The 24,097-nt window shown below is 59.9% G+C and carries 21 protein-coding genes and 1 riboswitch; of the genes, 8 read left to right on the forward strand and 13 right to left on the reverse strand.

All coding sequences use genetic code 11. The features are described 5' to 3' along the window. Window positions 1-3: 3 nt before the first annotated feature. Entirely contained in the window at window positions 4-615 is a 612-nt protein-coding gene (gene cobO, locus HU767_RS05875) for a cob(I)yrinic acid a,c-diamide adenosyltransferase (protein WP_186728858.1), read from the reverse strand. Between the two features lie 95 nt (window positions 616-710). Beyond that, window positions 711-921: riboswitch (cobalamin riboswitch) on the reverse strand. A 159-nt stretch (window positions 922-1,080) separates the two neighbouring features. On the opposite strand from cobO, the gene HU767_RS05880 reads away from it, so the two are divergent. Beyond that, entirely contained in the window at window positions 1,081-1,665 is a 585-nt protein-coding gene (locus HU767_RS05880; RefSeq protein ID WP_186707009.1) for a hypothetical protein, read from the forward strand. 287 nt (window positions 1,666-1,952) lie between these two features. Then, window positions 1,953-3,269: a sorbosone dehydrogenase family protein gene (locus tag HU767_RS05885; protein WP_186728780.1), complete on the forward strand. Its 1,317-nt coding sequence runs from the start codon at window positions 1,953-1,955 to the stop codon at window positions 3,267-3,269. Window positions 3,270-3,405: 136 nt separating this feature from the next. On the opposite strand, the gene HU767_RS05890 is transcribed toward HU767_RS05885, so the two are convergent. The 5 genes from HU767_RS05890 to HU767_RS05910 form a co-directional block, all read right to left on the reverse strand. Continuing rightward, on the reverse strand, window positions 3,406-3,939 hold the full coding sequence (locus tag HU767_RS05890) for a C40 family peptidase (protein ID WP_186707011.1): 534 nt from the start codon (window positions 3,937-3,939) through the stop codon (window positions 3,406-3,408). Window positions 3,940-4,103: 164 nt separating this feature from the next. After that, window positions 4,104-4,730: an NlpC/P60 family protein gene (locus tag HU767_RS05895; protein WP_186707012.1), complete on the reverse strand. Its 627-nt coding sequence runs from the start codon at window positions 4,728-4,730 to the stop codon at window positions 4,104-4,106. A 244-nt stretch (window positions 4,731-4,974) separates the two neighbouring features. Then, the gene (gene hda / locus HU767_RS05900) at window positions 4,975-5,679 is read right to left on the reverse strand and encodes a DnaA regulatory inactivator Hda (RefSeq protein WP_003178999.1); all 705 of its coding nucleotides are present in this window, start codon (window positions 5,677-5,679) and stop codon (window positions 4,975-4,977) included. 169 nt (window positions 5,680-5,848) lie between these two features. After that, window positions 5,849-6,922 carry an AI-2E family transporter gene (locus HU767_RS05905; RefSeq protein ID WP_186728782.1) on the reverse strand — a complete coding sequence of 358 codons (1,074 nt, stop codon included), beginning with the start codon at window positions 6,920-6,922 and terminating at the stop codon, window positions 5,849-5,851. A gap of 32 nt (window positions 6,923-6,954) precedes the next feature. Then, the gene (locus HU767_RS05910) at window positions 6,955-8,013 is read right to left on the reverse strand and encodes a DUF2066 domain-containing protein (RefSeq protein ID WP_186728784.1); all 1,059 of its coding nucleotides are present in this window, start codon (window positions 8,011-8,013) and stop codon (window positions 6,955-6,957) included. 364 nt (window positions 8,014-8,377) lie between these two features. Here HU767_RS05910 and purM point away from each other — a divergent pair, with 364 nt between their 5' ends. The 4 genes from purM to HU767_RS05930 all read left to right on the forward strand — a co-directional run bounded on the left by purM (window position 8,378) and on the right by HU767_RS05930 (window position 11,396). After that, a complete protein-coding gene (gene purM / locus HU767_RS05915) occupies window positions 8,378-9,436 on the forward strand; it encodes a phosphoribosylformylglycinamidine cyclo-ligase (RefSeq protein WP_186728786.1) in 1,059 nt (352 codons plus the stop codon). Then, the gene (gene purN, locus HU767_RS05920) at window positions 9,436-10,086 is read left to right on the forward strand and encodes a phosphoribosylglycinamide formyltransferase (protein WP_186728788.1); all 651 of its coding nucleotides are present in this window, start codon (window positions 9,436-9,438) and stop codon (window positions 10,084-10,086) included. Before purM ends, purN begins: the two co-directional genes overlap by 1 nt. 8 nt (window positions 10,087-10,094) lie before the next feature. After that, the gene (locus HU767_RS05925) at window positions 10,095-10,808 is read left to right on the forward strand and encodes a DUF3108 domain-containing protein (protein ID WP_186707016.1); all 714 of its coding nucleotides are present in this window, start codon (window positions 10,095-10,097) and stop codon (window positions 10,806-10,808) included. Window positions 10,809-11,201: 393 nt separating this feature from the next. After that, window positions 11,202-11,396, forward strand: coding sequence for a hypothetical protein (locus HU767_RS05930; RefSeq protein WP_186728790.1), 195 nt, complete (start codon window positions 11,202-11,204; stop codon window positions 11,394-11,396). 138 nt (window positions 11,397-11,534) lie between these two features. Here HU767_RS05930 and HU767_RS05935 read toward each other — a convergent pair whose 3' ends face one another. The 5 genes from HU767_RS05935 to cysM form a co-directional block, all read right to left on the reverse strand. Next, a complete protein-coding gene (locus HU767_RS05935) occupies window positions 11,535-12,074 on the reverse strand; it encodes a DUF2058 domain-containing protein (RefSeq protein WP_186728792.1) in 540 nt (179 codons plus the stop codon). Window positions 12,075-12,100: 26 nt separating this feature from the next. Next, window positions 12,101-12,934, reverse strand: coding sequence for a nucleoside triphosphate pyrophosphohydrolase (gene mazG, locus HU767_RS05940; protein WP_186728794.1), 834 nt, complete (start codon window positions 12,932-12,934; stop codon window positions 12,101-12,103). A 207-nt stretch (window positions 12,935-13,141) separates the two neighbouring features. Next, a complete protein-coding gene (gene relA, locus HU767_RS05945) occupies window positions 13,142-15,388 on the reverse strand; it encodes a GTP diphosphokinase (protein ID WP_186707019.1) in 2,247 nt (748 codons plus the stop codon). Window positions 15,389-15,489: 101 nt separating this feature from the next. Next, a complete protein-coding gene (gene rlmD / locus HU767_RS05950; RefSeq protein WP_186728797.1) occupies window positions 15,490-16,860 on the reverse strand; it encodes a 23S rRNA (uracil(1939)-C(5))-methyltransferase RlmD in 1,371 nt (456 codons plus the stop codon). Then, window positions 16,860-17,762, reverse strand: a complete 903-nt coding sequence (gene cysM, locus HU767_RS05955) for a cysteine synthase CysM (RefSeq protein WP_186707021.1) — start codon at window positions 17,760-17,762, stop codon at window positions 16,860-16,862. Before cysM ends, rlmD begins: the two co-directional genes overlap by 1 nt. A gap of 1,407 nt (window positions 17,763-19,169) precedes the next feature. Between cysM and HU767_RS05960 the strand changes: the two genes are divergently transcribed. Beyond that, complete coding sequence (locus HU767_RS05960; RefSeq protein WP_186728798.1) at window positions 19,170-19,370, forward strand: LuxR C-terminal-related transcriptional regulator; 201 nt, start codon at window positions 19,170-19,172, stop codon at window positions 19,368-19,370. A 92-nt stretch (window positions 19,371-19,462) separates the two neighbouring features. On the opposite strand, the gene HU767_RS05965 is transcribed toward HU767_RS05960, so the two are convergent. Further along, entirely contained in the window at window positions 19,463-19,660 is a 198-nt protein-coding gene (locus HU767_RS05965; protein WP_186707023.1) for a hypothetical protein, read from the reverse strand. Window positions 19,661-19,787: 127 nt separating this feature from the next. Continuing rightward, the gene (locus HU767_RS05970; protein WP_186707024.1) at window positions 19,788-20,198 is read right to left on the reverse strand and encodes a hypothetical protein; all 411 of its coding nucleotides are present in this window, start codon (window positions 20,196-20,198) and stop codon (window positions 19,788-19,790) included. Between the two features lie 1,067 nt (window positions 20,199-21,265). Here HU767_RS05970 and HU767_RS05975 point away from each other — a divergent pair. Continuing rightward, complete coding sequence (locus HU767_RS05975; RefSeq protein ID WP_186728800.1) at window positions 21,266-24,016, forward strand: response regulator; 2,751 nt, start codon at window positions 21,266-21,268, stop codon at window positions 24,014-24,016. The last annotated feature ends 81 nt before the right edge of the window (window positions 24,017-24,097 follow it).

The raw sequence follows: 24,097 nt of genomic DNA on the forward strand, positions 1-24,097 counted from the left end.
CACTCACAGTTCGACGCCTTTCTGCGCCTTGATACCCGCCTGGAACGCGTGCTTGATCATGTCCATTTCAGTCACGGTGTCGGCCAGCTCGATCATCTCGGGCTTGGCGCCGCGACCGGTCACCACCACATGCTGCATCGGTGGGCGGGCCTGCAGATCGCTCAGCACCTGATCGAGGTCGAGGTAACCGTGCTTTAGGGCAATGTTCAACTCGTCGAGCACCACCAGGCCAATGGACGGATCACTGAGTAATTGACGCGATACGGCCCAGGCGGCTTCAGCGGCGGCGATGTCGCGCTGGCGATCCTGGGTTTCCCAGGTGAAGCCTTCACCCATGACGTGAAAGCGCACCTGCTCCGGGAAGCGACGGAAGAACAGCTCTTCACCGGTGCTGTTGCGGCCCTTGATGAACTGCACCACGCCGCACTGCATGCCGTGGCCCATGGCCCGTGCCAGCATGCCGAACGCCGAACTGCTCTTGCCCTTGCCGTTACCGGTCAGCACCAGCAGCAAGCCGCATTCGTTCGGCGAGTTGGCGATGCGCTCGTCGATCACGGCTTTCTTGCGCAGCATGCGCGCCAGGTGGCGTTCGTCGCGATCAGACGTATCGGTGATGAGGGAGTCGGTCATGGGGAAGCCTCCGCTGGGGATTGGATAACGGCGGGCGGGCACAAAAAAAGACGGCAACAAGCCTGGCATCGCCCACCGTGATGCCGTTGGATGGATCAGGCCGGTCTCCGGGCTCATGAGCGGCGTGGTGCCTGGCTGCGCGCCTTCCCATGTCATCCGACACAGTGGCCTGTACGCAGCGTTGACTCATTTACCGTTGCGGGGGCAGCGCCGGGTTCGTGTGCACTCACCGGCTTCCCTGTTTCACTCTGTCGAACTTGGTCACAGAGCACCTGAAACAAGCGGCGAAGGTTAGAGGGTTGGGGGTGGAGCGTCAATTAAAGCCGCCATCACTCACGCGCGGAACATTGGCCCGGATCAATAAAGTGACGTCAATCTTGTGCCACGCTACGGCAAGTGATATCAAATAGGCATCATGACCCGATATCACAAGAACAAGAGGGCAAAAACATGCAAGGCATGCTCATCAGCAATCCAAAGCTGGAATTCCTGCGCCCGCTGCTGGAACGCTGGTTTGATTGTATCGACCGCTACAACGCCGTGCGCGGCGATAACGACACGCCCTATTGGTTCGATGAACGGGCCAACCTTGGGTTGCTGTCGGCCGCTGCCTGGATGGCCGAAATGGTTACGCTGCAGAACGCCCCGACCCGCAAGCAGAACGAAGAAGGCGAACGTAACGTCAGCGCCGACCTGTTCATCGCCAGCACGGAAGAACGCGCCTTCATCCAGGCCACCCAACGCTGGCCCAAGGTCAACAACCTGAACCTGACCCAACCGCTGCTCGAAGCCACCAGCGATGCCAAGCGCATCAGCTACGCCAGCGACCTGAAGCTGGGCTGCCTGTTCGTCTCGCCGCAAAAAGCCCAGCAAAGCGCCACGCCCGAAGAACTGCAGGACATGATCGACGACCTGCAGAAAGAAAATACCTGCGCCGTGGCCTGGTACTTCCCTTACGCCTATCGCAAATTGCGCAACGAAGCCGGGCAGTACCATCCTGGTATCGCGGTGCTGTTCAAGCAGGCCCATGGTTGATTCGTTCAGCAAGGATCGGTGAGAGACCACTGTGGGAGCGAGCACTCGGATACTCACAAATCCTGCGCTCACCACAGTTCTCCTGTGGGAGCGGGCTTGCTCGCGAAAGCGGTGTGTCAGTTGGCGTTGATGTTGGATGTGCTGCCGTCTTCGCGAGCAAGCCCGCTCCCACAAAGGGTTGTTCAATGGTCACCAAATCTGCGTCCACTGCGGGATCTGCCTGAGTTGAACCATCGCGCGTCTACGCTCCTCTATGAATAACCACATGCATTCATAGGGACGCCAGCATGCTCAAGCCACCTCATCTTCTGATCGTCGCCCTTGCCGCCGGGCTTGTCGCTTGTGGCGAATCGTCCACCTTGCAAGTCTCCGACGGCACTGGCCCTGCACCGAAACTGCCCGAACCGAACAAGACCCTGATCCCCACCGTCAACATCGCCGAAGCCATCGGCTGGCCGCAAGGCGCCAAGCCAACCCCGGCCCAAGGCCTGCAAGTCGGCGCCTTCGCGGAAGGGCTGGACCATCCGCGCTGGCTCTACGTGCTGCCCAATGGCGATGTGCTGGTGGCCGAAACCAATGCCCCGCCCAAGCCAGACGATTCCAAGGGCATCCGTGGTTGGGTGATGAAAAAAGTCATGGGCCGCGCCGGTGCCGGGGTGCCCAGCCCCAATCGCATCACGCTGCTACGCGACGCCAACCACGACGGCATCGCCGAAACCCGTACGGTGTTCCTGGAAAACCTCAACTCACCGTTCGGCATGACCCTGGTCGGCAATGACCTGTACGTGGCCGATACCGACCGGTTGATCCGCTTCCCCTACAAAGAGGGTGACACGCAAATCAAGGCACAGCCGACCAAGGTCGTCGACCTGCCCGGCGGCACCCTCAACCACCACTGGACCAAAAACGTGATTGCCAGCCGCGACGGCAGCAAGCTGTACGTCACCACCGGCTCGAACAGCAACGTCGGGGAAAATGGCATGGAGGCCGAGGAAGGTCGCGCCGCCATTTGGGAAGTGGACCGTGCCAGCGGCAAGCACCGGATCTTCGCCTCAGGCCTGCGCAACCCCAACGGCCTGGCTTGGGAACCGCGCACTGGTGCGCTCTGGACGGCGGTGAACGAGCGGGACGAGATCGGCAGCGACCTGGTGCCGGACTACATCACCTCGGTCAAGGACGGCGCCTTTTATGGCTGGCCTTATAGCTATTACGGGCAGAACGTCGATGCCCGGGTCGAGCCACAAAACCCGGCCCTGGTGGCCAAGGCCATCGCCCCAGACTATGCCGTCGGCCCGCACACGGCATCATTGGGACTGACCTTCGCCGAGGGCAGCAGCTTGCCTGCACCGTTTACCGAAGGGGCTTTCATCGGCCAGCACGGCTCCTGGAACCGTAAGCCCCACAGTGGCTATAAAGTGATTTTCGTACCGTTCAACGGCGGCAAACCGGTGGGACAACCGATGGATGTGCTGACTGGTTTCCTGGACGCCGACGAAAAAGCCCAAGGCCGGCCAGTGGGCGTGGTGATCGACAAGCAGGGTGGGTTGTTGGTGGCTGATGATGTGGGGAACAAGATTTGGCGGGTGTCGAAAAAACAGGACTGAAACCGATCCCCGTGGCGAGGGAGCTTGCTCCCGCTCGGTTGCGTAGCAACCGCTAAAAGCTTGGGGCTGCTGCGCAACCCAGCGGGAGCAAGCTCCCTCGCCACAAGAGCGCTCCTGCGGCGCAAAAACTCAATCGTCAGGGATTGCGCGCCAGGTGCTCCGGTTGCAGCACACGCTTGGCGCCCAGATAGGCCCTCTGCCAATAAGCCTTGGACAGGCTGTCGAGCTTGACCGTGCCGCCCGTCGCCGGCGCGTGGACAAAGCGCCCTTCGCCGACATAGATCCCGGCGTGGCTGACCTGGGAGCCGCCGTTGGTGGCGAAGAACACCAGGTCACCGCTCTGCAACGCGTCCTTACCCACTTCTGGCGCCCGCATGCTGATCATTTCCCGGGTGGAACGTGGCAGGGCAATGCCGGCGGCGTCGCGGTATACATAACCGATCAAGCCACTGCAATCGAAGCCCGAATCCGGCGTGTTGCCACCCCAACGATAAGGCGTGCCCACCAGGCCCAGCGCCCGGAACAGTACGTCTTCGGCGGCCGGAGAAAAGGTTTGCGAGGGAGCAAAGACCACCGGGGCCCGTACGGGTGCTGGCGGCGGGGTACGGCTGGCACATGCACTGAGCAGTGCGGCGAGGAAGATGAGCGCGAGGCGGGCCGACGTCGACATATGCAGACAATCCTGATCTGGATGCGGCTTTTCTGCCGTGGGCATGAAAACAAGTCCGCCTGCGGAGTACGCAGGCGGATTGCCATCAATCAATGATCAAGGATTCTAGCGGCTATATGGCAAACTTCAAGTAAGACTTTAAGTTTGCCTTACAAACTGTGTGCTTACTTGCGAGCAGTGACCGTTGTCGGTGCCATGGCGAGGGCTCGCTTGGCTTCGATGAAGGTCTTGCTCCAGTAGCTGTCGCCCAGGCTGTCGATCCGCACGCCACCGCTGCGGCGGCTGCTGGAATGGATGAACTGGTTGTCGCCCAAGTAGATACCGGCATGGCTGACGCGACCGCGACGACCGTTGGTGCTGAAGAACAGCAGGTCACCGGGCTCCAGCTGGTTGCGCGCTACCAGGGGGGCGTTCACGTTGATCATTTCGCGAGTGGAACGCGGCAGGTTCATGCCGGCCTCTTCACGGAACAGGTAACCGATGAAACCGCTGCAATCGAAGCCGGCTTCAGAGGTACCACCAAAACGATAGCGGGTACCAATCAACGACATGCCGCGCTCCAGGATACTGTCAGCCAGTACTGGAAGCTGGTAAGGCTTGCTGCCGGCGAAGGCTGCGAGTTCTTTGTCGGAGGCCATTTCTTCCTGGAACGCAACGGAGGAAGACTGGGCAGTAACAGAGTTCTGGACCTGTGGCTGGGGCGCTTGCTGGGACACCGGAGTGTGGGCAGCGCAACCGAACAACAGGGTAACGAGTGCGAGAGGCACGAGGGGTGCGAAGCGATTTAGCATGGGCACGACCGTGGCTGAAGTAGTAAAGATGGCGAGACTATGCCTTCTATCAACCTCATTTGCAAATTCAATCGATGCAAATGTGACTTCTCGGTTTTACGTTTACATCTAAGCGCTTAAGCCCATTTTGACTGTGGCGAGGGAGCTTGCTCCCGCTGGGCTGCGCAGCGGCCCCTTTTGTGAGCGCTTCGCACTCAAGCGGGAGCAAGCTCCCTCGCCACATAAGATCTCGCCCAAAAAATTTTTACCAGCCCAGGGTTTCTTTCAAAAAAGGAATAGTCAGCTTGCGCTGGGCCTGGAGCGAGGCCTGGTCGAGGCGTTCGAGCAGCTCGAACAATGCGCTCATGCTACGGGTGCCGCGGGTGAGGATGAAATGCCCGACTTCGTCGGTCAGGTGCAGGCCGCGACGGGAAGCGCGCAGCTGCAAGGCACGGAGTTTGTCTTCGTCGGACAGCGGGCGCATCTGGAAAATCAGTGCCAGGGTCAGACGTGACTTGAGGTCCGCCAGCTTCACCGGCAGCTCCCGAGGCGAGGTCGAGGCGGCGATCAGCAAGCGTCGACCGCTGTCGCGCAGTCGATTGAACAGATGGAACAGCGCCTCTTCCCAGTCAGCCTTGCCGGCCACGGCCTGGAGATCGTCCAGGCACACCAGTTCGTACTGTTCAAGGTTGTCGAGGATTTCGACGCCGCGATCAAGCAACTCGGCCAATGGCAGGTACACCGCCGGTTCGCCCAGTTGCTCGAACCGCAGGCACGCGGCCTGCAACAGGTGCGTGCGCCCTACCCCGTCCTTGCCCCACAGATAGATCAGGCTTTCGGTCCAGCCGGCGTCGGCTTCGCAAAGCCGCTCGACATAGCCGAGTGCAGCGGCATTGGCGCCTGGGTAGTAATTGATAAAGGTGGCGTCATCACGCAGACGCACACCTAGGGGCAGCTGAATCGGTTTCATGCTGACTGAACAGTTCCTCGGGAACCGTTAGTGGCCTCTGTGTAAAGTGCGCAAAGTTTATACCCGTGACGCGGACCGCACAATGTGCCGGACCACGAGCAAAATCAAAGGTTTGCAGCGACAAGGGCGCGAAGCGTCAGTTTCCCTGACACCCCGCCTGCCCTTTGCCCTATAGATCGGGGTCTTCGACGCCACTGTAGATATCTGAATCTTTGTACAGATCGTGCATATGCCGTACCAGCACCATGATCACCGCGGCCACCGGCAGCGCCAGCAGGATCCCGGTGAAGCCGAACAACTCGCCCCCCGCCAGGATCGCAAAGATCACCGCCACCGGGTGCAGGCCAATGCGGTCGCCCACCAACAGTGGCGTCAGCACCATGCCCTCCAAGGCCTGCCCGACCATGAACACCGCCACGATGCCAACCATTGGGTACAAGTCGCCGCCGAACTGGAACAACCCGGCGACCAATGCCGCGCCAATACCGATCACAAAGCCCATGTACGGGACGATGGCCGCCAGCCCGGCGATCAAGCCAATCAATAGCCCCAGTTCCAGTCCGACCAGCATCAGCCCTGCCGCATAGATGAAACCCAGGGCCACCATCACCAGCAGTTGCCCGCGCACGAACGCCCCCAGCACTTCATGGCATTCGCCGGTCAGGGTCATGATGCGTTCTTCGCGATGACGCGGCAGCAGGCTGCGAATCTTCGCCATCATCAAGTCCCAGTCCCGCAGCAGATAGAAGGCCACCACGGGAATCAGCACCAGGTTCGCCAGCCAGCCGATCAGCGCCAGGCTCGAAGCCGTGGCCTGGCTCAACACCACGCCGACGATGTCGGTGGTCTGGCCCATGTGCTCGCTGATAGCGGCCTTGACCTTGTCGAACTTCCAGAAGCCGTCGGCCAACCCCAGTTTCGATTGCACCCACGGCACCGCGCTGTGCTGCAACCAGTCGAGCATCTGCGGCGCCAATTCGTACAAGCGCAGCAGTTGCTTGGCGAGCATCGGGATCAGCACCAGCAGCAACGCGACCACGATCAAGGTGAACAATGCAAAGACCGTCACCACGCCCCATGTCCGCGACAGGCCGAGTTTTTCCAGGCGATCCACCACCGGGTCGAACAGGTAGGCCAACAGCAACGCAACCAGGAACGGCGTGAGGATCGGGTGCAGCAGATAGATAAACGCGAACAGCAGGGCGACCCCACCCAACCAGAACCAACGCCGCGTATCGCCCATGAACCACTCCTAGCTATATAAAGAAAGACAACCTACCAGCGGAACCGCAAGTTGGCGGCCGGTGCAGGCGCAGGTGTTGCAACCGGGACCGAGCCATCGGCTGCGGGCGGTGCTTCAGGCACCGGCGCTACAGCCTCGCCTGCTGGAATTTCCTGCAATTTAGCCAGGGCCAATTGCGCCTTCAGTTGCTCGGCGCTGCCGTTGACCTTATAGACGATCCGATCCCCTTCGACCCGCTGCAACTGCCCACCGAACGGCTCGAGCAAACGCCCCAGCGCTGCATAACGCTCCAGGTTCATGCCCTGCACTTCCAGCAGTTGCTCGATGGCCACGCCCGGCTTGGCGACGAAACGCGGCGCCAGGCGCTGGCTCACCGCGAGCATGACCGCATCGGCCAGGGCCGCAGGATTTGCGCCCTGGGCGGTACCCTGTTCGCGCTGGTCCCCCAGCCACAGGCGCCAGGTGCCTTGCCATTGTCCGCCCTCTTCCTTGGCATGGACCGCCAGCAAAGCGTCCGTCGCGTAGCGCTCCGAAGCATCACGCAAAGGTGCCGGGTCGCTGCCTTCCAGGTTCGGCGCGGTGGCGACGATCTGCTCGCTCAAATCCGCCAGCGGCAGGTGCAGTGCCAGGCCCCGATGCTGTGCAGCACGCCGCAGCGGGGTGGCGCTGGCCTGGCCATCGCCCACCAGGCTGGAGCCTTCGACCGAATCGCTCAGCCACCAACCGAGGATCGACGGTCGGTTCGCGCTCCACAGCGACAAGCCTGCCGAGCGCAATGCCCGATCAGTGCTCGCCGGATCGAAGTCGACCTTGAGGCTTTCCGGCGGCCCGGCGTCGTAGCCATATTGAAGAATGATCTGTTGCGGGTCCTGGCGGATGGCCGCCAACCCGGGATTCTGGGCCGCCTTGGCGTCGCCGGTCAGGCGCAGCACCAACGTATCCAGGGCGCGCAGCGTCGCCTGGTTGCGCTCCTCCGGCGTTTGGCTGGCGACCGGTTCGAGCACTTGATAGAGGCCATTGACGGTTTCGGCATGGCTCGCCAGGCTGATCAGCGACAAGCAGCCCACGGACAAGAATTTGAACAAACGCATGGAAGATTCCCGGACATAACGGCTGGAACAGGCCGTGTGAAGAAGATTGAGCATGGCTGTGACCACAGCACCCGGCAAAACATTCACACGCCCGGTGGAAGTTTCGCACGGTCATCACCATAACCGGTTACCGCTACACCTTATACAGACGCGCTACGCAGTACCAATATAAGAAATATCGGTTTTTTTCCGTGGATATGTCCCTGCCCGTCGGCGCGAGGATGGCCGCTGCCCCTCAAGCCTGATAAAATCGCGCGCCTTCGCAGACCGGCAATGGCTGGGCTCCCGGAATAATTCGTACAACGGTTATTCAATGGCCCCGGCGTCGGTCGTTACCCAGAAATCCCCCCTAAAGGCCTGGATCATGAGCAAGCAACCCTCCCTGAGCTACAAGGACGCCGGTGTAGACATCGACGCCGGTGAAGCATTGGTCGAACGCATCAAGAGCGTCGCCAAGCGCACTGCGCGTCCGGAAGTCATGGGCGGCCTGGGCGGTTTCGGCGCCCTCTGCGAGATCCCGGCCGGCTACAAGCAACCGGTCCTGGTCTCCGGCACCGATGGCGTCGGCACCAAGCTGCGCCTGGCCCTGAACCTGAACAAGCACGACAGCATCGGCATCGACCTGGTGGCCATGTGCGTGAACGACCTGGTGGTCTGCGGCGCCGAGCCGCTGTTCTTCCTTGACTACTACGCCACCGGCAAACTGAACGTCGACACTGCCGCTCAGGTCGTGACTGGCATCGGCGCCGGCTGCGAACTGTCCGGCTGCTCCCTGGTCGGCGGCGAAACCGCTGAAATGCCTGGCATGTACGAAGGCGAAGACTACGACCTGGCCGGCTTCTGCGTCGGCGTCGTGGAAAAGGCCGAGATCATCGACGGCTCGAAAGTCGCCGCCGGCGATGCCTTGCTCGCCCTGCCGTCCTCCGGCCCGCACTCCAATGGCTACTCGCTGATCCGCAAGATCATCGAAGTCTCGGGTGCCGACATTGAAAACACCCAGCTCGACGGCAAGCCGCTGGCCGACCTGCTGATGGCCCCGACCCGCATCTACGTCAAGCCGCTGCTCAAGCTGATCAAGGACACCGGCGCCGTCAAGGCCATGGCCCACATCACCGGTGGTGGCCTGCTGGACAACATCCCGCGCGTACTGCCAAAAGGCGCCCAGGCCGTGGTCGACGTGGCGAGCTGGACCCGCCCGGCCGTGTTCGACTGGCTGCAGGAGAAAGGCAACGTCGATGAAACCGAAATGCACCGCGTGCTGAACTGCGGCGTGGGCATGGTCATCTGCGTGGCCCAGGAGCACGTCGAGACCGCCCTGAACGTCCTGCGTGAAGCCGGCGAGCAGCCTTGGGTCATCGGCCAGATCGCCACCGCGGCGGAAGGCGCTGCACAGGTCGAGCTGCAAAACCTTAAGGCGCACTGATGTCCGCAACCTGTGACGTGGTGGTGCTGCTGTCCGGCACCGGCAGTAACTTGCAGGCCTTGATCGACAGCACGCGGGCCGGCGAAAGCCCGGTCCGCATCCGCGCGGTGATTTCCAACCGCGCCGATGCCTACGGCCTGCAACGTGCCAAGGACGCAGGCATCGACACCCGCGTCCTGGATCACAAGGCGTTCGAGGGCCGCGAAGCCTTCGACGCCGCGCTGATCGAACAGATCGACACCTTCAATCCGCAACTGGTCGTACTCGCTGGTTTCATGCGCATCCTCAGCGCTGGCTTCGTGCGTCACTACCAGGGCCGCCTGTTCAATATCCACCCGTCGCTGCTGCCCAAATACAAAGGGTTACACACTCACCAGCGCGCGCTGGAGGCCGGAGACACTGAGCACGGCTGCTCCGTGCACTTCGTCACCGAGGAACTCGATGGCGGACCACTGGTCGTACAGGCAGTAATACCGGTAGAGTTGCACGACACGCCGCAAAGCCTGGCGCAACGGGTTCACGCCCGCGAGCACCAGATCTACCCGATGGCCGTGCGTTGGTTTGCCGAAGGAAGGCTGACCCTCGACGATCGCGGTGCCTCACTGGACGGCCAGTTGCTCGCCGCCAGCGGCCATTTGATTCGATACTAGGAGATTTTATGCGTCGCGCCCTGCTCTTCGCTTGCGCTCTGCTTGCCTTGCCCCTGGCACAGGCCGCAGACCTTCAACCGTTCTCCGCCAGCTACACCGCCGACTGGAAGCAGTTGCCCATGAGCGGCACTGCCGAGCGCAGCCTGACCAAGGAAGCCAACGGCACCTGGAAGCTGAGCTTCAAGGCTTCGATGATGATCGCCAGCCTGACCGAAGAAAGCACCCTGACCCTGGACAAGGACACCCTGCTGCCACAGTCCTACCACTTCGAGCGCGGTGGCCTGGGCAAGGCCAAGAAGGCCGACCTGGACTTCGACTGGAACACCAAGATGGTCACCGGCACCGATCGCGGTGACGCGGTCAAGCTGCCGCTCAACCGTGGCATGGTGGACAAATCCACTTACCAGTTGGCCCTGCAGCATGACGTGGCCGCCGGCAAGAAAAGCATGAGCTACCAGGTCGTGGACGATGGCGAGATCGATACCTATGACTTCCGCGTCCTGGGCTCGGAGAAGGTCGACACCAAGGCCGGCCAGATCGACGCAATCAAGGTCGAGCGCGTGCGCGACCCGACACAAAGCAAGCGCATCACCGTGCTCTGGTTCGCCAAGGACTGGGATTATCTGCTGGTTCGCCTGCAACAGGTCGAGACCGACGGCAAGGAGTACAACATCATGCTCCAGGACGGTACGGTCAATGGCAAGGCTGTGAAAGGCAGCTGATCGACGACGATAACAACAAGCCCCGCCGATGCGGGGCTTTTTATTGCCTGGACTTCATGACCACCACCCACCCTGTGGGAATAACCTGTGGGAGCGAGCCTGCTCGCGATGGCGCCGGATCAGCCAACTTCACCGCTGCTGACATACCGCTATCGCGAGCAGGCTCGCTCCCACAAGGTTTGGGCTCAGCCAGATAATTGCTTTTACAACATGAAACCTTCTTCATGAACGCCACCTGCGACCGAATGCCGCGCACCGCCTGGCCTGCAGGATTGCTGCGCTTTGCATGAAAACTTCTTAACCCGCCGAAGCATTTACTTAGCACGCTATCCAAACCTATAACAAAGTCCTGCACACGCCTTGCTGCAGATAACAAAGATTGGAGCTTGCAAGATGACTGTGAAAGTAACTGAACGCGACGACGCCCATATGTCCCATGAAGGCATCGCCGCCGGTATCCGGATTTGGGACGTGCATCAACAGGATTTGTTGGTAGGGATGTTCCACTCCGAGACGGATGCCCATAGCTACAGGGCTGAGCTGGAGCGCGAGGAGCGGCAGCGTTCGCGGGAGACCGCTGAATCCTGAAAACAACACATACCCTAATGTGGGAGCGAGCCTGCTCGCGAAAGCGGTACATCAGTCAAACAGTATTGGCTGACACACTGCTTTCGCGAGCGGGCTCGCTCCCACAGGTCGTCCACAAGTCTTGCGATCAGCTCATCCTTACCACATCAAATCATCAGGAATCTGGTAGGCCGCGTACGGATCATCGGCATCCACTTCTTCGGTCTGGGTGTTGAGCTGGACAATGCGCTTGGGGTCGCGTTCCTGGATTTTCAGCGCGGCCTCGCGCGGGATCACTTCGTAGCCACCGGCGTGATGGACGATCGCCAGGGAGCCACTGCTCAACTTGTTGCGCATCAGGGTATTGACCGAGATGCGCTTGACCTTCTTGTCGTCGACGAAGTTGTAGTAGTCCTCGGTGGTCAGCTTCGGCAGGCGCGAGACTTCGATCAATTGCTTGATCTGCGCGGCCCGGGCCTTCTGCTCGACCTTTTCCTGCTGCTGCCGGTTGAGTTCCTGGTCGCGCTTGACCTTCTCGGCCATGGCATCCTGCGCTGCGCGCTGTTGGGAATCATCCAGTTCGATCTGGCCTTTGTGGGCCAGGCGCTGCTGCTTCTGTTTCTCTTTGCCGACCTGCTTGGCCTGCTTTTGGTTGACCAGCCCTGCTTTGAGCAACTGGTCGCGAAGGGAAAGGCTCATGGTGCTTACTCACTTAGGCAACGGCCTCAGCCACAGCTGGGCAAATTCTTTTCCTGACGTTTGGCTTCGCCCCATAAGGCGTCCAACTCTTCGAGGGTGCAATCTTCCATTGGGCGATGGGTGTCGCGCAATGCCTGTTCGATAAATCGGAAGCGTCGCTCGAATTTCCCGTTGGCGTCGCGCAGCGCGGTTTCCGGGTCGACCTTGAGGTGGCGCGCCAGGTTCACCACGCTGAACAGCAGATCGCCGATCTCGTCGCTGATGGCCACCGGATCGTTGTCGGCCATGGCTTCGAGCACTTCGTCCAGTTCCTCCCGGACTTTATCAAGCACAGGCAAGGGCCCCGGCCAATCGAAACCGACCTGGCCGGCACGCTTTTGCAACTTCGCCGAACGGGACAGCGCCGGCAGCGCCGCCGGCACATCGTCGAGCAGCGACAATTGCTCGGGCGCCGTGGCCTTCTCGGCCCGTTCCTCGGCCTTGATTTCCTCCCAGCGCTGCTTGACCTGGTCTTCGTTCAGGCGCGGGATGTCCACGGGCGCATACAGGTCACCGGTAGGAAACACATGGGGATGACGGCGAATCAACTTGCGAGTGATGCTGTCGACCACGCCGGCGAATTCGAAGCGGTTTTCTTCCCGGGCCAGTTGGCTGTAATACACCACCTGGAACAACAGGTCACCCAACTCCCCCTGCAAATGATCGAAATCGCCGCGCTCGATCGCGTCGGCCACTTCATAGGCTTCTTCCAAGGTATGGGGGACGATGGTCCGGTAGGTTTGCTTGATGTCCCACGGGCAGCCGTACTGCGGGTCCCGCAGGCGATTCATCAGGTGGAGCAGGTCTTCGAGGCTGTACATCAATTCATCCCATGACAAAAAAAAGCCCTGTGGGAAATAATTCAATAAGCCAAGAGGAGTGAGCCTGTGGGAGCAAAGCTTGCTCGCGATAACGGTGGGTCAGTCTCCGGATAGGCTGGGGCCACCACCACAATCGCGAGCAAGCTTTGCTCCCACAGACTTTGCTCCCACAGGCCTGCTCCCACATTTTTGGAGTGCGCCTGACCTTTAACCCGGCGTTCGGTTACGCCGGGTTTCGATGATGTTCGGCAACTGGGAGATCCGCCCCAGCAACCGTCCCAGCGCATCCAGCCCCGGAATCTCGATGGTCAAGGACATCAGCGCGGTGTTGTCTTCCTTGTTCGAACGCGTGTTCACCGCCAGCACGTTGATCCGCTCGTTCAGCAACACCTGGGACACATCACGCAGCAGACCGGATCGGTCGTAGGCGCGGATGACGATGTCCACCGGGTACGTGAGTACCGGCACCGGGCCCCAACTGACTTGAATGATTCGCTCCGGCTCGCGACCGGCCAGTTGCAGCACCGAGGCGCAGTCCTGGCGGTGAATGCTCACGCCGCGCCCCTGGGTGATGTAGCCGACAATCGCATCCCCCGGCAATGGCTGGCAGCAACCGGCCATCTGGGTCATCAGGTTGCCCACGCCCTGGATCTGGATATCGCCGCGCTTGCCCGGCTTGTAGCCGGTGGCCTTGCGCGGGATCAGCTCCAGTTGCTCGTTGCCCCGCTCCGGCTCCACCAGTTGCTGGGCCAGGTTGACCAACTGCGCCAAGCGCAGATCGCCAGCACCCAGCGCGGCAAACATGTCCTCGGCGGTCTTCATGTTGGCTTTTTCGGCCAGCTTGTCGAAATCCACCTGCGGCAGGCCCAGGCGACCGAGTTCACGTTCGAGCAAGGTCTTGCCGGCGGCGACGTTCTGGTCGCGGGCCTGCAATTTGAACCAGTGGACGATTTTCGCCCGCGCCCGGGACGTAGTGATGTACCCCAGGTTCGGGTTCAGCCAGTCGCGGCTCGGCGTGCCGTGCTTACTGGTGATGATCTCGACCTGTTCACCGGTCTGCAGGCTGTAGTTGAGCGGCACGATCCGCCCGTTGATCTTGGCGCCACGGCAGTTGTGGCCGATCTCGGTGTGGACGCGGTAGGCGAAGTCCAGCGGTGTCGCGCCCTTGGGCAGGTCGATGGCGTGGCCGTCGGGGGTGAAGATGTAGACCCGGTCCGGCTCGATGTCGACGCGCAGCTGTTCGGCCAGGCCACCGATGTCGCCCAGTTCCTCATGCCACTCGAGCACCTGGCGCAGCCAGGAGATTTTCTCTTCGTAGTGGTTGGACCCGGACTTGACGTCGGTGCCCTTGTACTTCCAGTGGGCGCAGACGCCCAGCTCGGCTTCCTCGTGCATGGCGTGGGTGCGGATCTGCACTTCCAGGACCTTGCCCTCGGGGCCGATCACCGCGGTGTGCAGCGAGCGATAGCCGTTTTCCTTGGGGTTGGCGATGTAGTCGTCGAACTCCTTCGGAATGTGCCGCCACAAGGTGTGGACGATCCCCAGCGCGGTGTAGCAGTCGCGCATTTCCGGGACCAGTACGCGAACGGCGCGAACGTCGTAGATCTGGCTGAATTCCAGGCCCTTGCGCTGCATTTTTCGCCAGATCGAGTAGATGTGCTTGGCCCGGCCACTGATGTCGGCTTCGACGCCGGTGGCCTGTAATTCTTCGCGCAACTGGGTCATCACGTCGGTGATGAAGCGCTCGCGATCCAGGCGTCGCTCATGCAACAGCTTGGCGATCTGTTTGTATTGGTCCGGCTCCAGGTAGCGGAAGGACAAGTCCTCCAGCTCCCACTTGATGTGACCGATGCCGAGACGGTGGGCCAGGGGCGCATAGATGTCGAACACCTCCCGGGCAACGCGATTGCGCTTTTCGTCATCGGCGGACTTCACGGCGCGGATCGCACAGGTGCGTTCGGCCAGCTTGATCAGCGCGACGCGCACGTCGTCGACCATCGCCACCAGCATCTTGCGCAGGTTTTCCACCTGGCCCTGGGTGCCCAGCACCATGGACTGGCGCGGGCTGAGGCTGGCGCTGATGGCCGCCATGCGCAGCACGCCGTCGATCAACTTGGCCACCACGGTGCCGAAGCGCTGGCTGACCACCGGTAGCTGGATCTGCCCTTCGCGCACGCCGCGGTACAGCACCGCCGCCACCAGGGAGTCCTGGTCGAGCTTGAGGTCAGCGAGAATTTCGGCGATCTCCAGGCCCGTCTGGAAACTCGAGGTGCCTTCGGACCAGAGGTTCTTCGCCGCGTTGTGTTGCTGCTCCGCCTCGCGCGCAAACTCGCAGGCGGCCTTCAAGGCTTCGCGATCCAGTGCCGTGTCGATACTGACCGCGTGATCGAGCCAAGCCTCGAGATTGATACTGCCGTCGGTGTTGATCGGCTGGTGTGCTCTCACCTGTACCATCTTTACTTACCTTCCCTACGACGCAGATTCAATGCGTCAACTTCGCTGACCTTCGCTGTCCGTGTTTCCGCCCAAGGCTATGGCGGGTTGGCACGAACGGGTCAGTCGGACAAGCCATCCTGGCTCGCTTCAAATAACGCCATGGCCTCGACATGCGCCGTTTGAGGAAACATATCGAGAATCCCGGCACGTTTTAACCGGTAGCCCTGCTTGATCAGTTCGACCGTATCCCGGGCCAAAGTTGCCGGGTTGCACGAGACATAAACCAACCGTTTGGCCCCCAGGGACGACAGCTTGCGCACCACCTCGAAAGCACCGTCACGGGGTGGGTCCAAGAGTACCGCAGAAAAGCCTTCGCCGATCCATTCGGCATCCGCCAGAGGCTGGGATAAATCGGCCTGAAAAAAGGCAGTGTTATTCAAATTGTTGCTGACGGCATTGGCCGCCGCACGGTCCACCATGGTTTGCACGCCTTCGACAGCCACCACCTGGCGCACGCTCTTGGCCAGCGGCAAGGCAAAGTTGCCCAAGCCGCAGAACAGATCCAGCACCCGCTCCTCAGGGCGGGGCGCCAACCATTGCAACGCTTGGGCGATCATCGCCTCGTTGACGCCGGCGTTCACCTGGATGAAATCCCCGGGCCGGTACGCCAGCTCAAGGTCCCAGGCATCCAGGCGAAACCCCAGCGCCTGTCCGGGTTCGACCGGTTGCGGCTCACCTTCACCGTGTAGCCACAACTGGGCCTCATGAAACGCGCAGAAATCCTTGAGGATCGTCAGGTCGGCCTCCGACAGCGGCGCCATATGACGCAGCAATACCGCGAGGGACGAACCGGCGAACAATTCCACATGCCCCAACGCCTGGGGTTTGCTCAAGCGCCGCAGCATCTCCGGCAAACGGCTCATGATCGGCTGCAAGGGCTGTACCAGCACGGGGCAATCACCGATGGCGACGATGTCCTGGCTTCCAACGGCGCGGAAACCCACTTCGAGCTTTTTCGCTTTCTGGTCCCAACGCACCGCCACCCGGGCGCGACGTCGATAACCAAACTCCGACCCGCTCAACGGCGCGGCCCATTCTTGCGGCTCAACCCCAGCCACGCGCGACAACTGCTCGGCGAGCATGCGCTGTTTCAGGGCGAGTTGTTCGTCATGGGGCAAATGCTGGACGCTGCATCCGCCGCAACGACCGACATGGACACACGGCGCTGGTCGGCGCAGTCCACTGGACAGGAACACACGCTCGGTGCGCGCCTCGACCACTTTGCCATGGGCACCGAGCACCCGCGCCTCGACCTCTTCACCGGCCAGGGCACCGATGACGAACCAGGTCCGCCCGTCGACAAACGCAATGCCCCGGCCGTCGTTGGCCAGGCGCTCAATGGTCAAGCGCTGCTTTTTACCGGTGGGCACTTGCGGGGCCCGGCTTCCGCCGCTGGGCTGGAAGCGCAGGCCTCTCTCTTGCTTGGCCATCAGTTAGGCGCGTCGAAAATGCCGGTCGACAAGTAACGGTCGCCACGGTCACAGATAATCGCGACGATCACCGCATGCTCCACTTCCTTGGACAGGCGCAGCATCCCCGCCACGGCACCGCCCGAAGACACGCCGCAGAAGATGCCTTCTTCACGCGCCAGGCGACGGGTCACGTCCTCGGCTTCGCGCTGGGCCATGTCGATGATGCGGTCCACGCGGTCGGCCTGGTAGATCTTCGGCAGATACTCTTCGGGCCAGCGACGAATGCCGGGAATGGCCGAGCCTTCCATCGGCTGCAGGCCGATGATCTGCACGTTGGGGTTCTGTTCTTTCAGGTAGCGCGAGGTGCCCATGATCGTGCCGGTGGTGCCCATCGAGCTGACGAAATGGGTGATCGTGCCGTCGGTCTGGCGCCAGATCTCAGGGCCAGTGGAGGTATAGTGGGCCTCGGGATTGTCGCCGTTGGCGAACTGATCCAACACCTTGCCACGCCCCTCGGCCTGCATGCGCTCGGCCAGGTCCCGGGCGCCTTCCATGCCCTCCTCCTGAGTCACCAGGATCAACTCGGCGCCATAGGCCGTCATCGCCGCCTTGCGCTCGGCACTGGAGTTGTCGGGCATGATCAGGATCATCTTGTAACCCTTGATCGCCGCCGCCATCGCCAAGGCAATCCCGGTATTGCCGGAAGTCGCCTCGATCAGCGTATCGCCGGGCCGGATCTGCCCGCGCAATTCACCGCGGGTGATCATCGACAACGCCGGCCGGTCCTTGACCGAGCCCGCCGGGTTGTTCCCTTCGAGCTTGAGCAAAAGCGTATTGGTGGTCTCGCCGGGCAAGCGCTGCAAGCGGACCAGCGGAGTATTGCCGACGCAATCGGCGATGGTGGGGTACTGCAAAGTCATGGCGTATTCGCAATCCAGGCTGCGGGGGCGACTATCATACCGGCAAACCCGGCGAGGCCATATCACGCAAAGTGAGGGGGTTATGGCTTATGGGAATAAGCGAGGCGTGTGCTGCTTTGCGGGGGAGCTTGATCACTCGCCACCGGATCCTCGCGCGCGCGTGATGCTCAGGCCCATGGAGTCGATTCGGTACACCACAGGATGCTTTTTCCTACAGATCTGAGCGCTCGAATCGCCCATGGACGTCTGTTGTAAGCGCCGCCTGTAGGCACTCTTCCTGCTGGTTTGTAGGCTCGTTCCTTTTGTATTGATGACAAAGCGGCCAAAGCTATCTGGCTTGGCACCATGTTCTTTACAGTTGTAGCGCTAAACGTATTGGTAGGGAGTGAGCAATAACAATGGCCAACACGAAACAAAAAGATCCACAACCCAGCGCCCGGCGGACTTGCGGGCAACGCTTGCGCAGCCTATTGGAAGAATACGACATCTCTCCCTCAGGGTTTGCCAAGGTGCTCGGCATCAGCCCTCAATGCCTGACGAACTGGAGCACGCGGGGTATACCTCGACAGCGGGTGGAGCCATTGGCACGGTTGCTGAGTGTCAATGAAGTGTGGCTGGTGACTGGGGAGGGTGAGCGGGCACGTGACATACGTCGGGCGTAGGAGAGGATCTAACAGGTTCGCGGGGTTGGGACTGGTGGGTGCCCTCCCCGACGCTCCCCCACTCCTCGACTTTCCTTGCCTGATTGGAAAACGCGAATTGGCTGCCGGCATGCTGGTTGTGATCAATGGCTAACTGGGTGGCCAGACCTGTCCCAGCGCCAAGGTTTTATCGTTGACTTATACATAAAGTTAAAACCCCGCCTTCAAACCTTCCATCTGATCTCGAATGCTGCGCTCCCGATCCCCTTCTGAAGCCCATCCGCCATGATCGACCCGACACCCAGGTCGAAAAGTCTATCCACACCCCACCCCCGTCGACTTCCGTAAATCCATTGACAGCCTGGCTGCGCCGCTCGAGCTGGAGATGAAAGTTGCGCGCCGGTGAGAGCAAGCTTCCTCGCCATGGAGGCCACGCTCGATGATTTATGGGACGTTACCTGACCCAACGCAGCCCCAGGACGACAGGAGCGTATTCGAACAGGGCGAAGTTATAGAGACGTAGCCAACCTGCTGCTTCCTCCATATTCGCTCCATCTAACTGTCAGACCTGCCACTTTCTGTAGTACTTATTACCCCGCAAGGGAAGTTCTTTCCTCGCAGCACATAAAAGTCTGTAGGAACACGATTTTTTATCGGATCTTTCCCGCAACTCGTCGAGACATCCATGAACTAGCGAGCCATCAGATATACCGATAATATTATTACCAAGCAATTCATCACTCGCTCTCAACCAAGGAACAGACAATTGAAGAAAAACAATAAAGACTTAACAAAGCGAGAGCACGAGGTTTTGCAGTTACTTCTGCAAGGTGAAACAAACAAAAGAATAGCTTTAGCGCTCAGCATTAGCGATTTCACGGTGCGAGAATACGTCTCCTCAATTTTACGAAAGAAAGGTGTAAATTCCAGAGGTAAGTTAATCTCGGAGAAGTTAAATAAACCTTAAAAGTATTACGCGCTTTACACCCCTTCAGTATCGCACCATTAAAAACATAGAATCAAACTACTTACGCAGACGGGATCTCCTGAGCACAACACTTAACTGACACCAATATAAGCATACAAAGCAGGTAACCCATACACAACCATGAACATGATTCCCAAAAAAAAGTACAACTGCTTATATCCCTCCGAGACAACATAACCACACACTCTTTTCAAGATGAATTCAATACCTTTAAAAAACAACCCTATTGCTAAACCCGCCACAGCCCCTGTCACACCTTCCAACAACATAGACATCTCTCCATTGTAATCGAACACACAAACCACACCAATACAAAGGAGCTAGACACTCAACATCAGCCTACCCTCACTCATTTGAAGTAAAATATCGACAACCCGAGGCTCAAACCCAACAAAATCACAGATAAGTTATATTATGCTCCAAGCAAAACCTTTCAATCATTTTAATCACAAACTCTCGCTGCTCTTCAGGTATAAACCTTGGCAGTAAAAAAACCTCCCTTCGCCCAGGCATATTTATCACTACCTCAATTGGTGCAAACACACAATTTCTAACACTCACCTCAACAACACCTCGATCAAACGACACCGTCTTAAATCTACGTCTAAAGCAAATATATTCTCCTTCCAACCAAAACAATCTACGCCCCTTAAAACACAACATCGAAATAAACAAAAGCCAAATAAACACCACAAGCAAGACCAACCACAAACCCACCTTAAGAAAACTTAAAACATTAAGAATCAATACACTCCCCACCAAATAGACAGAGAAATCAAAATAATTCAATACCACTTCATTATTCACGCCACCCTCCTAATTAAAACACCAGATCACAGCTTACAGCGCCAACCACGACTTCAATCAAATACTGCCCCCCTGTAACATCGCAAATTCAGCAACCAGAACTCACCATTAACGAAGGCACCACAAATATAACGAACCACACAACAAACGGCAGTACAACCAGATGCTTATACATTTTGGGAAGCACATACCCACACCGATATTTTAGAACATAAGCAAAAGCCTCAATCGCCCCCATCAAAACACAACCACCCCCAAGAGAAAGAAGAACCGAGAACAGTATAAACCCCATATTTCACCTACTTAAAAGAACACCGCCGCGCCCAAAACTACGCAGCCGACCGAATTAACAGCCCGATAAAAAATAAAAATTTACTTTGAAGATCGCAACAAAAATGCATGTATTTCTTCCGTTTTGAAACCCACGAAGAATTCGTGCAAATCTTATATTTTCCATAGATCGCTCAACCTATCTATGCTGCGCCGACCAGCACCTTCGATTCAACGATAGCGACCAAATACCAAAATCTGCACCCTACACATGTAGGGGTGACCCAAACGGACGCCCATGAGAAGATCTACGTCCCGCCGCGGTACGGCATAACTTTCCAAGATCTTCAACAGACCAATGTAAGAAAAAGCCTCACACGTTACCTAAGCAACTTAGAAAGTGATTCTGAGGCTTGAGCTGAAAAATTTTCAATCAAAGAAAGCCGATTGCCTAGGCTTGCACTTCCATCCACAGCATGACTGCTCATCTTTTCGTACGACTGAGCACCAACCCATGGATCAATCACCCCCTCCTGCCATTCCGCGCCCACAGCCGTCCCCCTGGGCGGGAGCATCGAGGCGCGTGAGCAGATCGAAGATACGGTTGCATTCCTGGTCTGCCAGCGAACACCCACCAAACGATTGCAAATCCCACTGCAACAAGCCTCCGGTCGAACCGATGCACAGCAGACACCATTTTTCCAAAGATCCCCCGCCCGCAAATCGCTACACTGCGCAGGTGGTGCGTGCCGGATGCGCGCACAGTTCAATCAGACCGCTGGATGCAGGAGACAAGTGTGCTCAAGAAACTGGGAATCAAAGGCCGTGTGCTGTTGCTGACCCTGTTGCCAACCAGCCTGATGGCGCTGGTCCTGGGCGGCTATTTCACTTGGATGCAGCAAGCGGACCTGCATGCCCAGTTGCTGCAACGGGGCGAGATGATCGCCGAACAGTTGGCCCCGCTGGTCGCTCCGGCCATGAGCCGCCAGGACATCGATCTGCTGGAGCGCATCGCCACCCAATCCCTTGAGCAAGCGGACGTGCGCGCCGTGACCTTCCTCGCCCCTGACCGCGCGCCGCTGGCCCATGCCGGCCCGACCATGCTCAACCGGGCGCCGGAGGGCAACGGTGCGCAGTTGCTGCAACGCACCGGCAATGACGCCACGCGCTACCTGCTGCCGGTATTCGGCAAGCACCGCAACCTGGCGGGCGAGCTGATCCCCGAGGAGGCCGACCGCCTGCTGGGCTGGGTCGAGCTGGAGTTGTCCCACAGCGGCATGTTGCTGCGTGGCTATCGCAGCCTGTTCGCCAGCCTATTGCTGATCGGCGCTGGACTGTGCCTGACCGCGCTGCTGGCCTTGCGCATGGGCCGCACGATCAACCGTCCGCTGAGCCAGATCAAGCAAGCCGTGGCGCAACTCAAGGACGGCCACCTGGAGACCCGCCTGCCACCATTGGGTAGCCAGGAGCTGGATGAGTTGGCCTCGGGCATCAACCGCATGGCCAGCACCTTGCAGAACGCCCAGGAAGAATTGCAGCACAGCATCGACCAGGCCACCGAAGACGTGCGCCAGAACCTGGAAACCATCGAGATCCAGAACATCGAGCTGGACCTGGCCCGTAAGGAAGCGCTGGAAGCGAGCCGGATCAAATCCGAGTTCCTGGCGAACATGAGCCATGAAATCCGCACACCGCTCAACGGCATCCTTGGTTTTACCCACCTGTTGCAGAAAAGCGAGCTGACTCCACGCCAGCTCGACTACCTGGGCACCATCGAGAAATCCGCCGACAGCCTGCTGGGGATCATCAACGAGATCCTCGACTTTTCGAAGATCGAGGCCGGCAAGCTGGTGCTCGACAACATTCCGTTCAACCTGCGGGACCTGCTGCAGGACACCCTGACCATCCTCGCCCCCGCCGCTCACGCCAAGCAGTTGGAACTGGTGAGCCTGGTCTACCGGGACACGCCGCTGTCGTTGGTGGGCGATCCACTGCGTCTCAAGCAGATCCTCACCAACCTGGTGAGCAATGCGATCAAATTCACCCGCGAGGGCACTATCGTCGCCCGGGCCATGCTTGAGGACGAGCACGAAGACAGCGTGCAGTTGCGCATCAGCATCCAGGACACCGGCATTGGCCTGTCCAGCCAGGACGTGCGGGCACTGTTCCAAGCGTTCAGCCAGGCCGACAACTCGCTGTCGCGACAACCGGGTGGCACCGGCTTGGGCCTGGTGATTTCCAAGCGCCTGGTGGAACAGATGGGCGGCGAGATCGGCGTCGACAGCACACCTGGCGAAGGCTCGGAATTCTGGATCAGCCTGCGCCTGCCCAAGACCCGTGACGATGCCGAGGACCTGCCGGGCCCGCCATTGCTGGGCCGGCGCGTGGCGGTGTTGGAGAATCATGAACTGGCCCGCCAGGCCTTGCAGCACCAGCTCGAAGACTGCGGCCTGCAAGTGACGCCGTTCAACACCCTGGAGAGCCTGACCAACGGCATCACCGTCGCCCACCAGACCGACCAGGCGATCGATCTTGCCGTGTTGGGCATCACCAGCAACGACATGCCGCCGGAGCGCCTCAACCAGCACATCTGGGACCTTGAGCACCTGGGCTGCAAAGTGCTCGTGCTGTGCCCCACCACCGAACAGACCCTGTACCACCTTTCGGTGCCCAACCCTCACAGTCAGTTGCAGGCCAAGCCGGCCTGCACCCGCAAGTTGCGCCGTTCGCTGTCCGACCTGGTCAACCCCCGCCCGACCCGCAGCGAACCCAGCGAGCCGGTTTCCAGCCGCGCCCCGAAAGTGCTGTGCGTAGACGACAACCCGGCCAACCTGTTGCTGGTGCAGACCCTGCTCGAAGACATGGGCGCCAAGGTGCTGGCGGTGGAAAGCGGCTACGCGGCGGTCAAGGCCGTGCAGAAGGAAACTTTCGACCTGGTGTTGATGGACGTGCAGATGCCCGGCATGGACGGTCGCCAGAGCACCGAGGCGATCCGCCAGTGGGAAAGCGAGCGGCACTGCACGCCGCTGCCGATCGTCGCCCTCACCGCCCACGCCATGGCCAACGAAAAGCGCGCCCTGCTGCAAAGCGGCATGGACGACTACCTGACCAAACCCATCAGCGAACGGCAACTGGCCCAGGTGGTGCTCAAGTGGACCGGCCTGGCCCTGCGCAACCAGTCGCCGGAGCGCAGCAACGATGCCCAGGGTGCCAGCGAGCTGCTGGTGCTCGATCATGAAGAAGGCTTGCGCCTGGCCGCCGGCAAGGCCGACCTGGCGGCGGACATGCTGGCGATGCTGCTGGCGTCCCTGGAAGCCGACCGCGAAGCCATCCGCCAGGCCAGCGAGGCCAACGATCACAACGCCTTGATCGAACGGGTCCACCGCCTGCACGGCGCCACCCGCTACTGCGGCGTGCCGCAATTGCGTGCGGCCTGCCAGCGCAGCGAAACCCTGCTCAAGCAACAGGATCCCAAGGCCACCGCCGCCTTGGAAGAGTTGGAGCGGGCCATCAATCGCCTGGCCAGCGAGGCGCGTATCAGTGCCTGATCCAGGGCAATACCCTGGAAATCGGAATCACTGAAAATGTCCGCTGTCCCGGCCCGTAGGAGCTGCCGAGCGAAGCGAGGC

Origin of the sequence: Pseudomonas sp. SWRI179, from assembly GCF_014268705.1 — a bacterium.
GTDB classification, from domain to species: Bacteria; Pseudomonadota; Gammaproteobacteria; order Pseudomonadales; family Pseudomonadaceae; genus Aquipseudomonas; species Aquipseudomonas zanjanensis.

Excerpts from the sequence above, each read along its gene's own strand:
- HU767_RS05880 (WP_186707009.1), top strand. The coding sequence starts at position 1,081 with ATGCAAGGCATGCTCATCAGCAATCCAAAGCTGGAATTCCTGCGCCCG.
- HU767_RS05885 (WP_186728780.1), top strand. The coding sequence starts at position 1,953 with ATGCTCAAGCCACCTCATCTTCTGATCGTCGCCCTTGCCGCCGGGCTT.
- HU767_RS05890 (WP_186707011.1), bottom strand. The coding sequence starts at position 3,939 with ATGTCGACGTCGGCCCGCCTCGCGCTCATCTTCCTCGCCGCACTGCTC.
- HU767_RS05895 (WP_186707012.1), bottom strand. The coding sequence starts at position 4,730 with ATGCTAAATCGCTTCGCACCCCTCGTGCCTCTCGCACTCGTTACCCTG.
- hda (WP_003178999.1), bottom strand. The coding sequence starts at position 5,679 with ATGAAACCGATTCAGCTGCCCCTAGGTGTGCGTCTGCGTGATGACGCC.
- HU767_RS05905 (WP_186728782.1), bottom strand. The coding sequence starts at position 6,922 with ATGGGCGATACGCGGCGTTGGTTCTGGTTGGGTGGGGTCGCCCTGCTG.
- HU767_RS05910 (WP_186728784.1), bottom strand. The coding sequence starts at position 8,013 with ATGCGTTTGTTCAAATTCTTGTCCGTGGGCTGCTTGTCGCTGATCAGC.
- purM (WP_186728786.1), top strand. The coding sequence starts at position 8,378 with ATGAGCAAGCAACCCTCCCTGAGCTACAAGGACGCCGGTGTAGACATC.
- purN (WP_186728788.1), top strand. The coding sequence starts at position 9,436 with ATGTCCGCAACCTGTGACGTGGTGGTGCTGCTGTCCGGCACCGGCAGT.
- HU767_RS05925 (WP_186707016.1), top strand. The coding sequence starts at position 10,095 with ATGCGTCGCGCCCTGCTCTTCGCTTGCGCTCTGCTTGCCTTGCCCCTG.
- HU767_RS05930 (WP_186728790.1), top strand. The coding sequence starts at position 11,202 with ATGACTGTGAAAGTAACTGAACGCGACGACGCCCATATGTCCCATGAA.
- HU767_RS05935 (WP_186728792.1), bottom strand. The coding sequence starts at position 12,074 with ATGAGCCTTTCCCTTCGCGACCAGTTGCTCAAAGCAGGGCTGGTCAAC.
- mazG (WP_186728794.1), bottom strand. The coding sequence starts at position 12,934 with ATGTACAGCCTCGAAGACCTGCTCCACCTGATGAATCGCCTGCGGGAC.
- relA (WP_186707019.1), bottom strand. The coding sequence starts at position 15,388 with ATGGTACAGGTGAGAGCACACCAGCCGATCAACACCGACGGCAGTATC.
- rlmD (WP_186728797.1), bottom strand. The coding sequence starts at position 16,860 with ATGGCCAAGCAAGAGAGAGGCCTGCGCTTCCAGCCCAGCGGCGGAAGC.
- cysM (WP_186707021.1), bottom strand. The coding sequence starts at position 17,762 with ATGACTTTGCAGTACCCCACCATCGCCGATTGCGTCGGCAATACTCCG.
- HU767_RS05965 (WP_186707023.1), bottom strand. The coding sequence starts at position 19,660 with ATGTTGTTGGAAGGTGTGACAGGGGCTGTGGCGGGTTTAGCAATAGGG.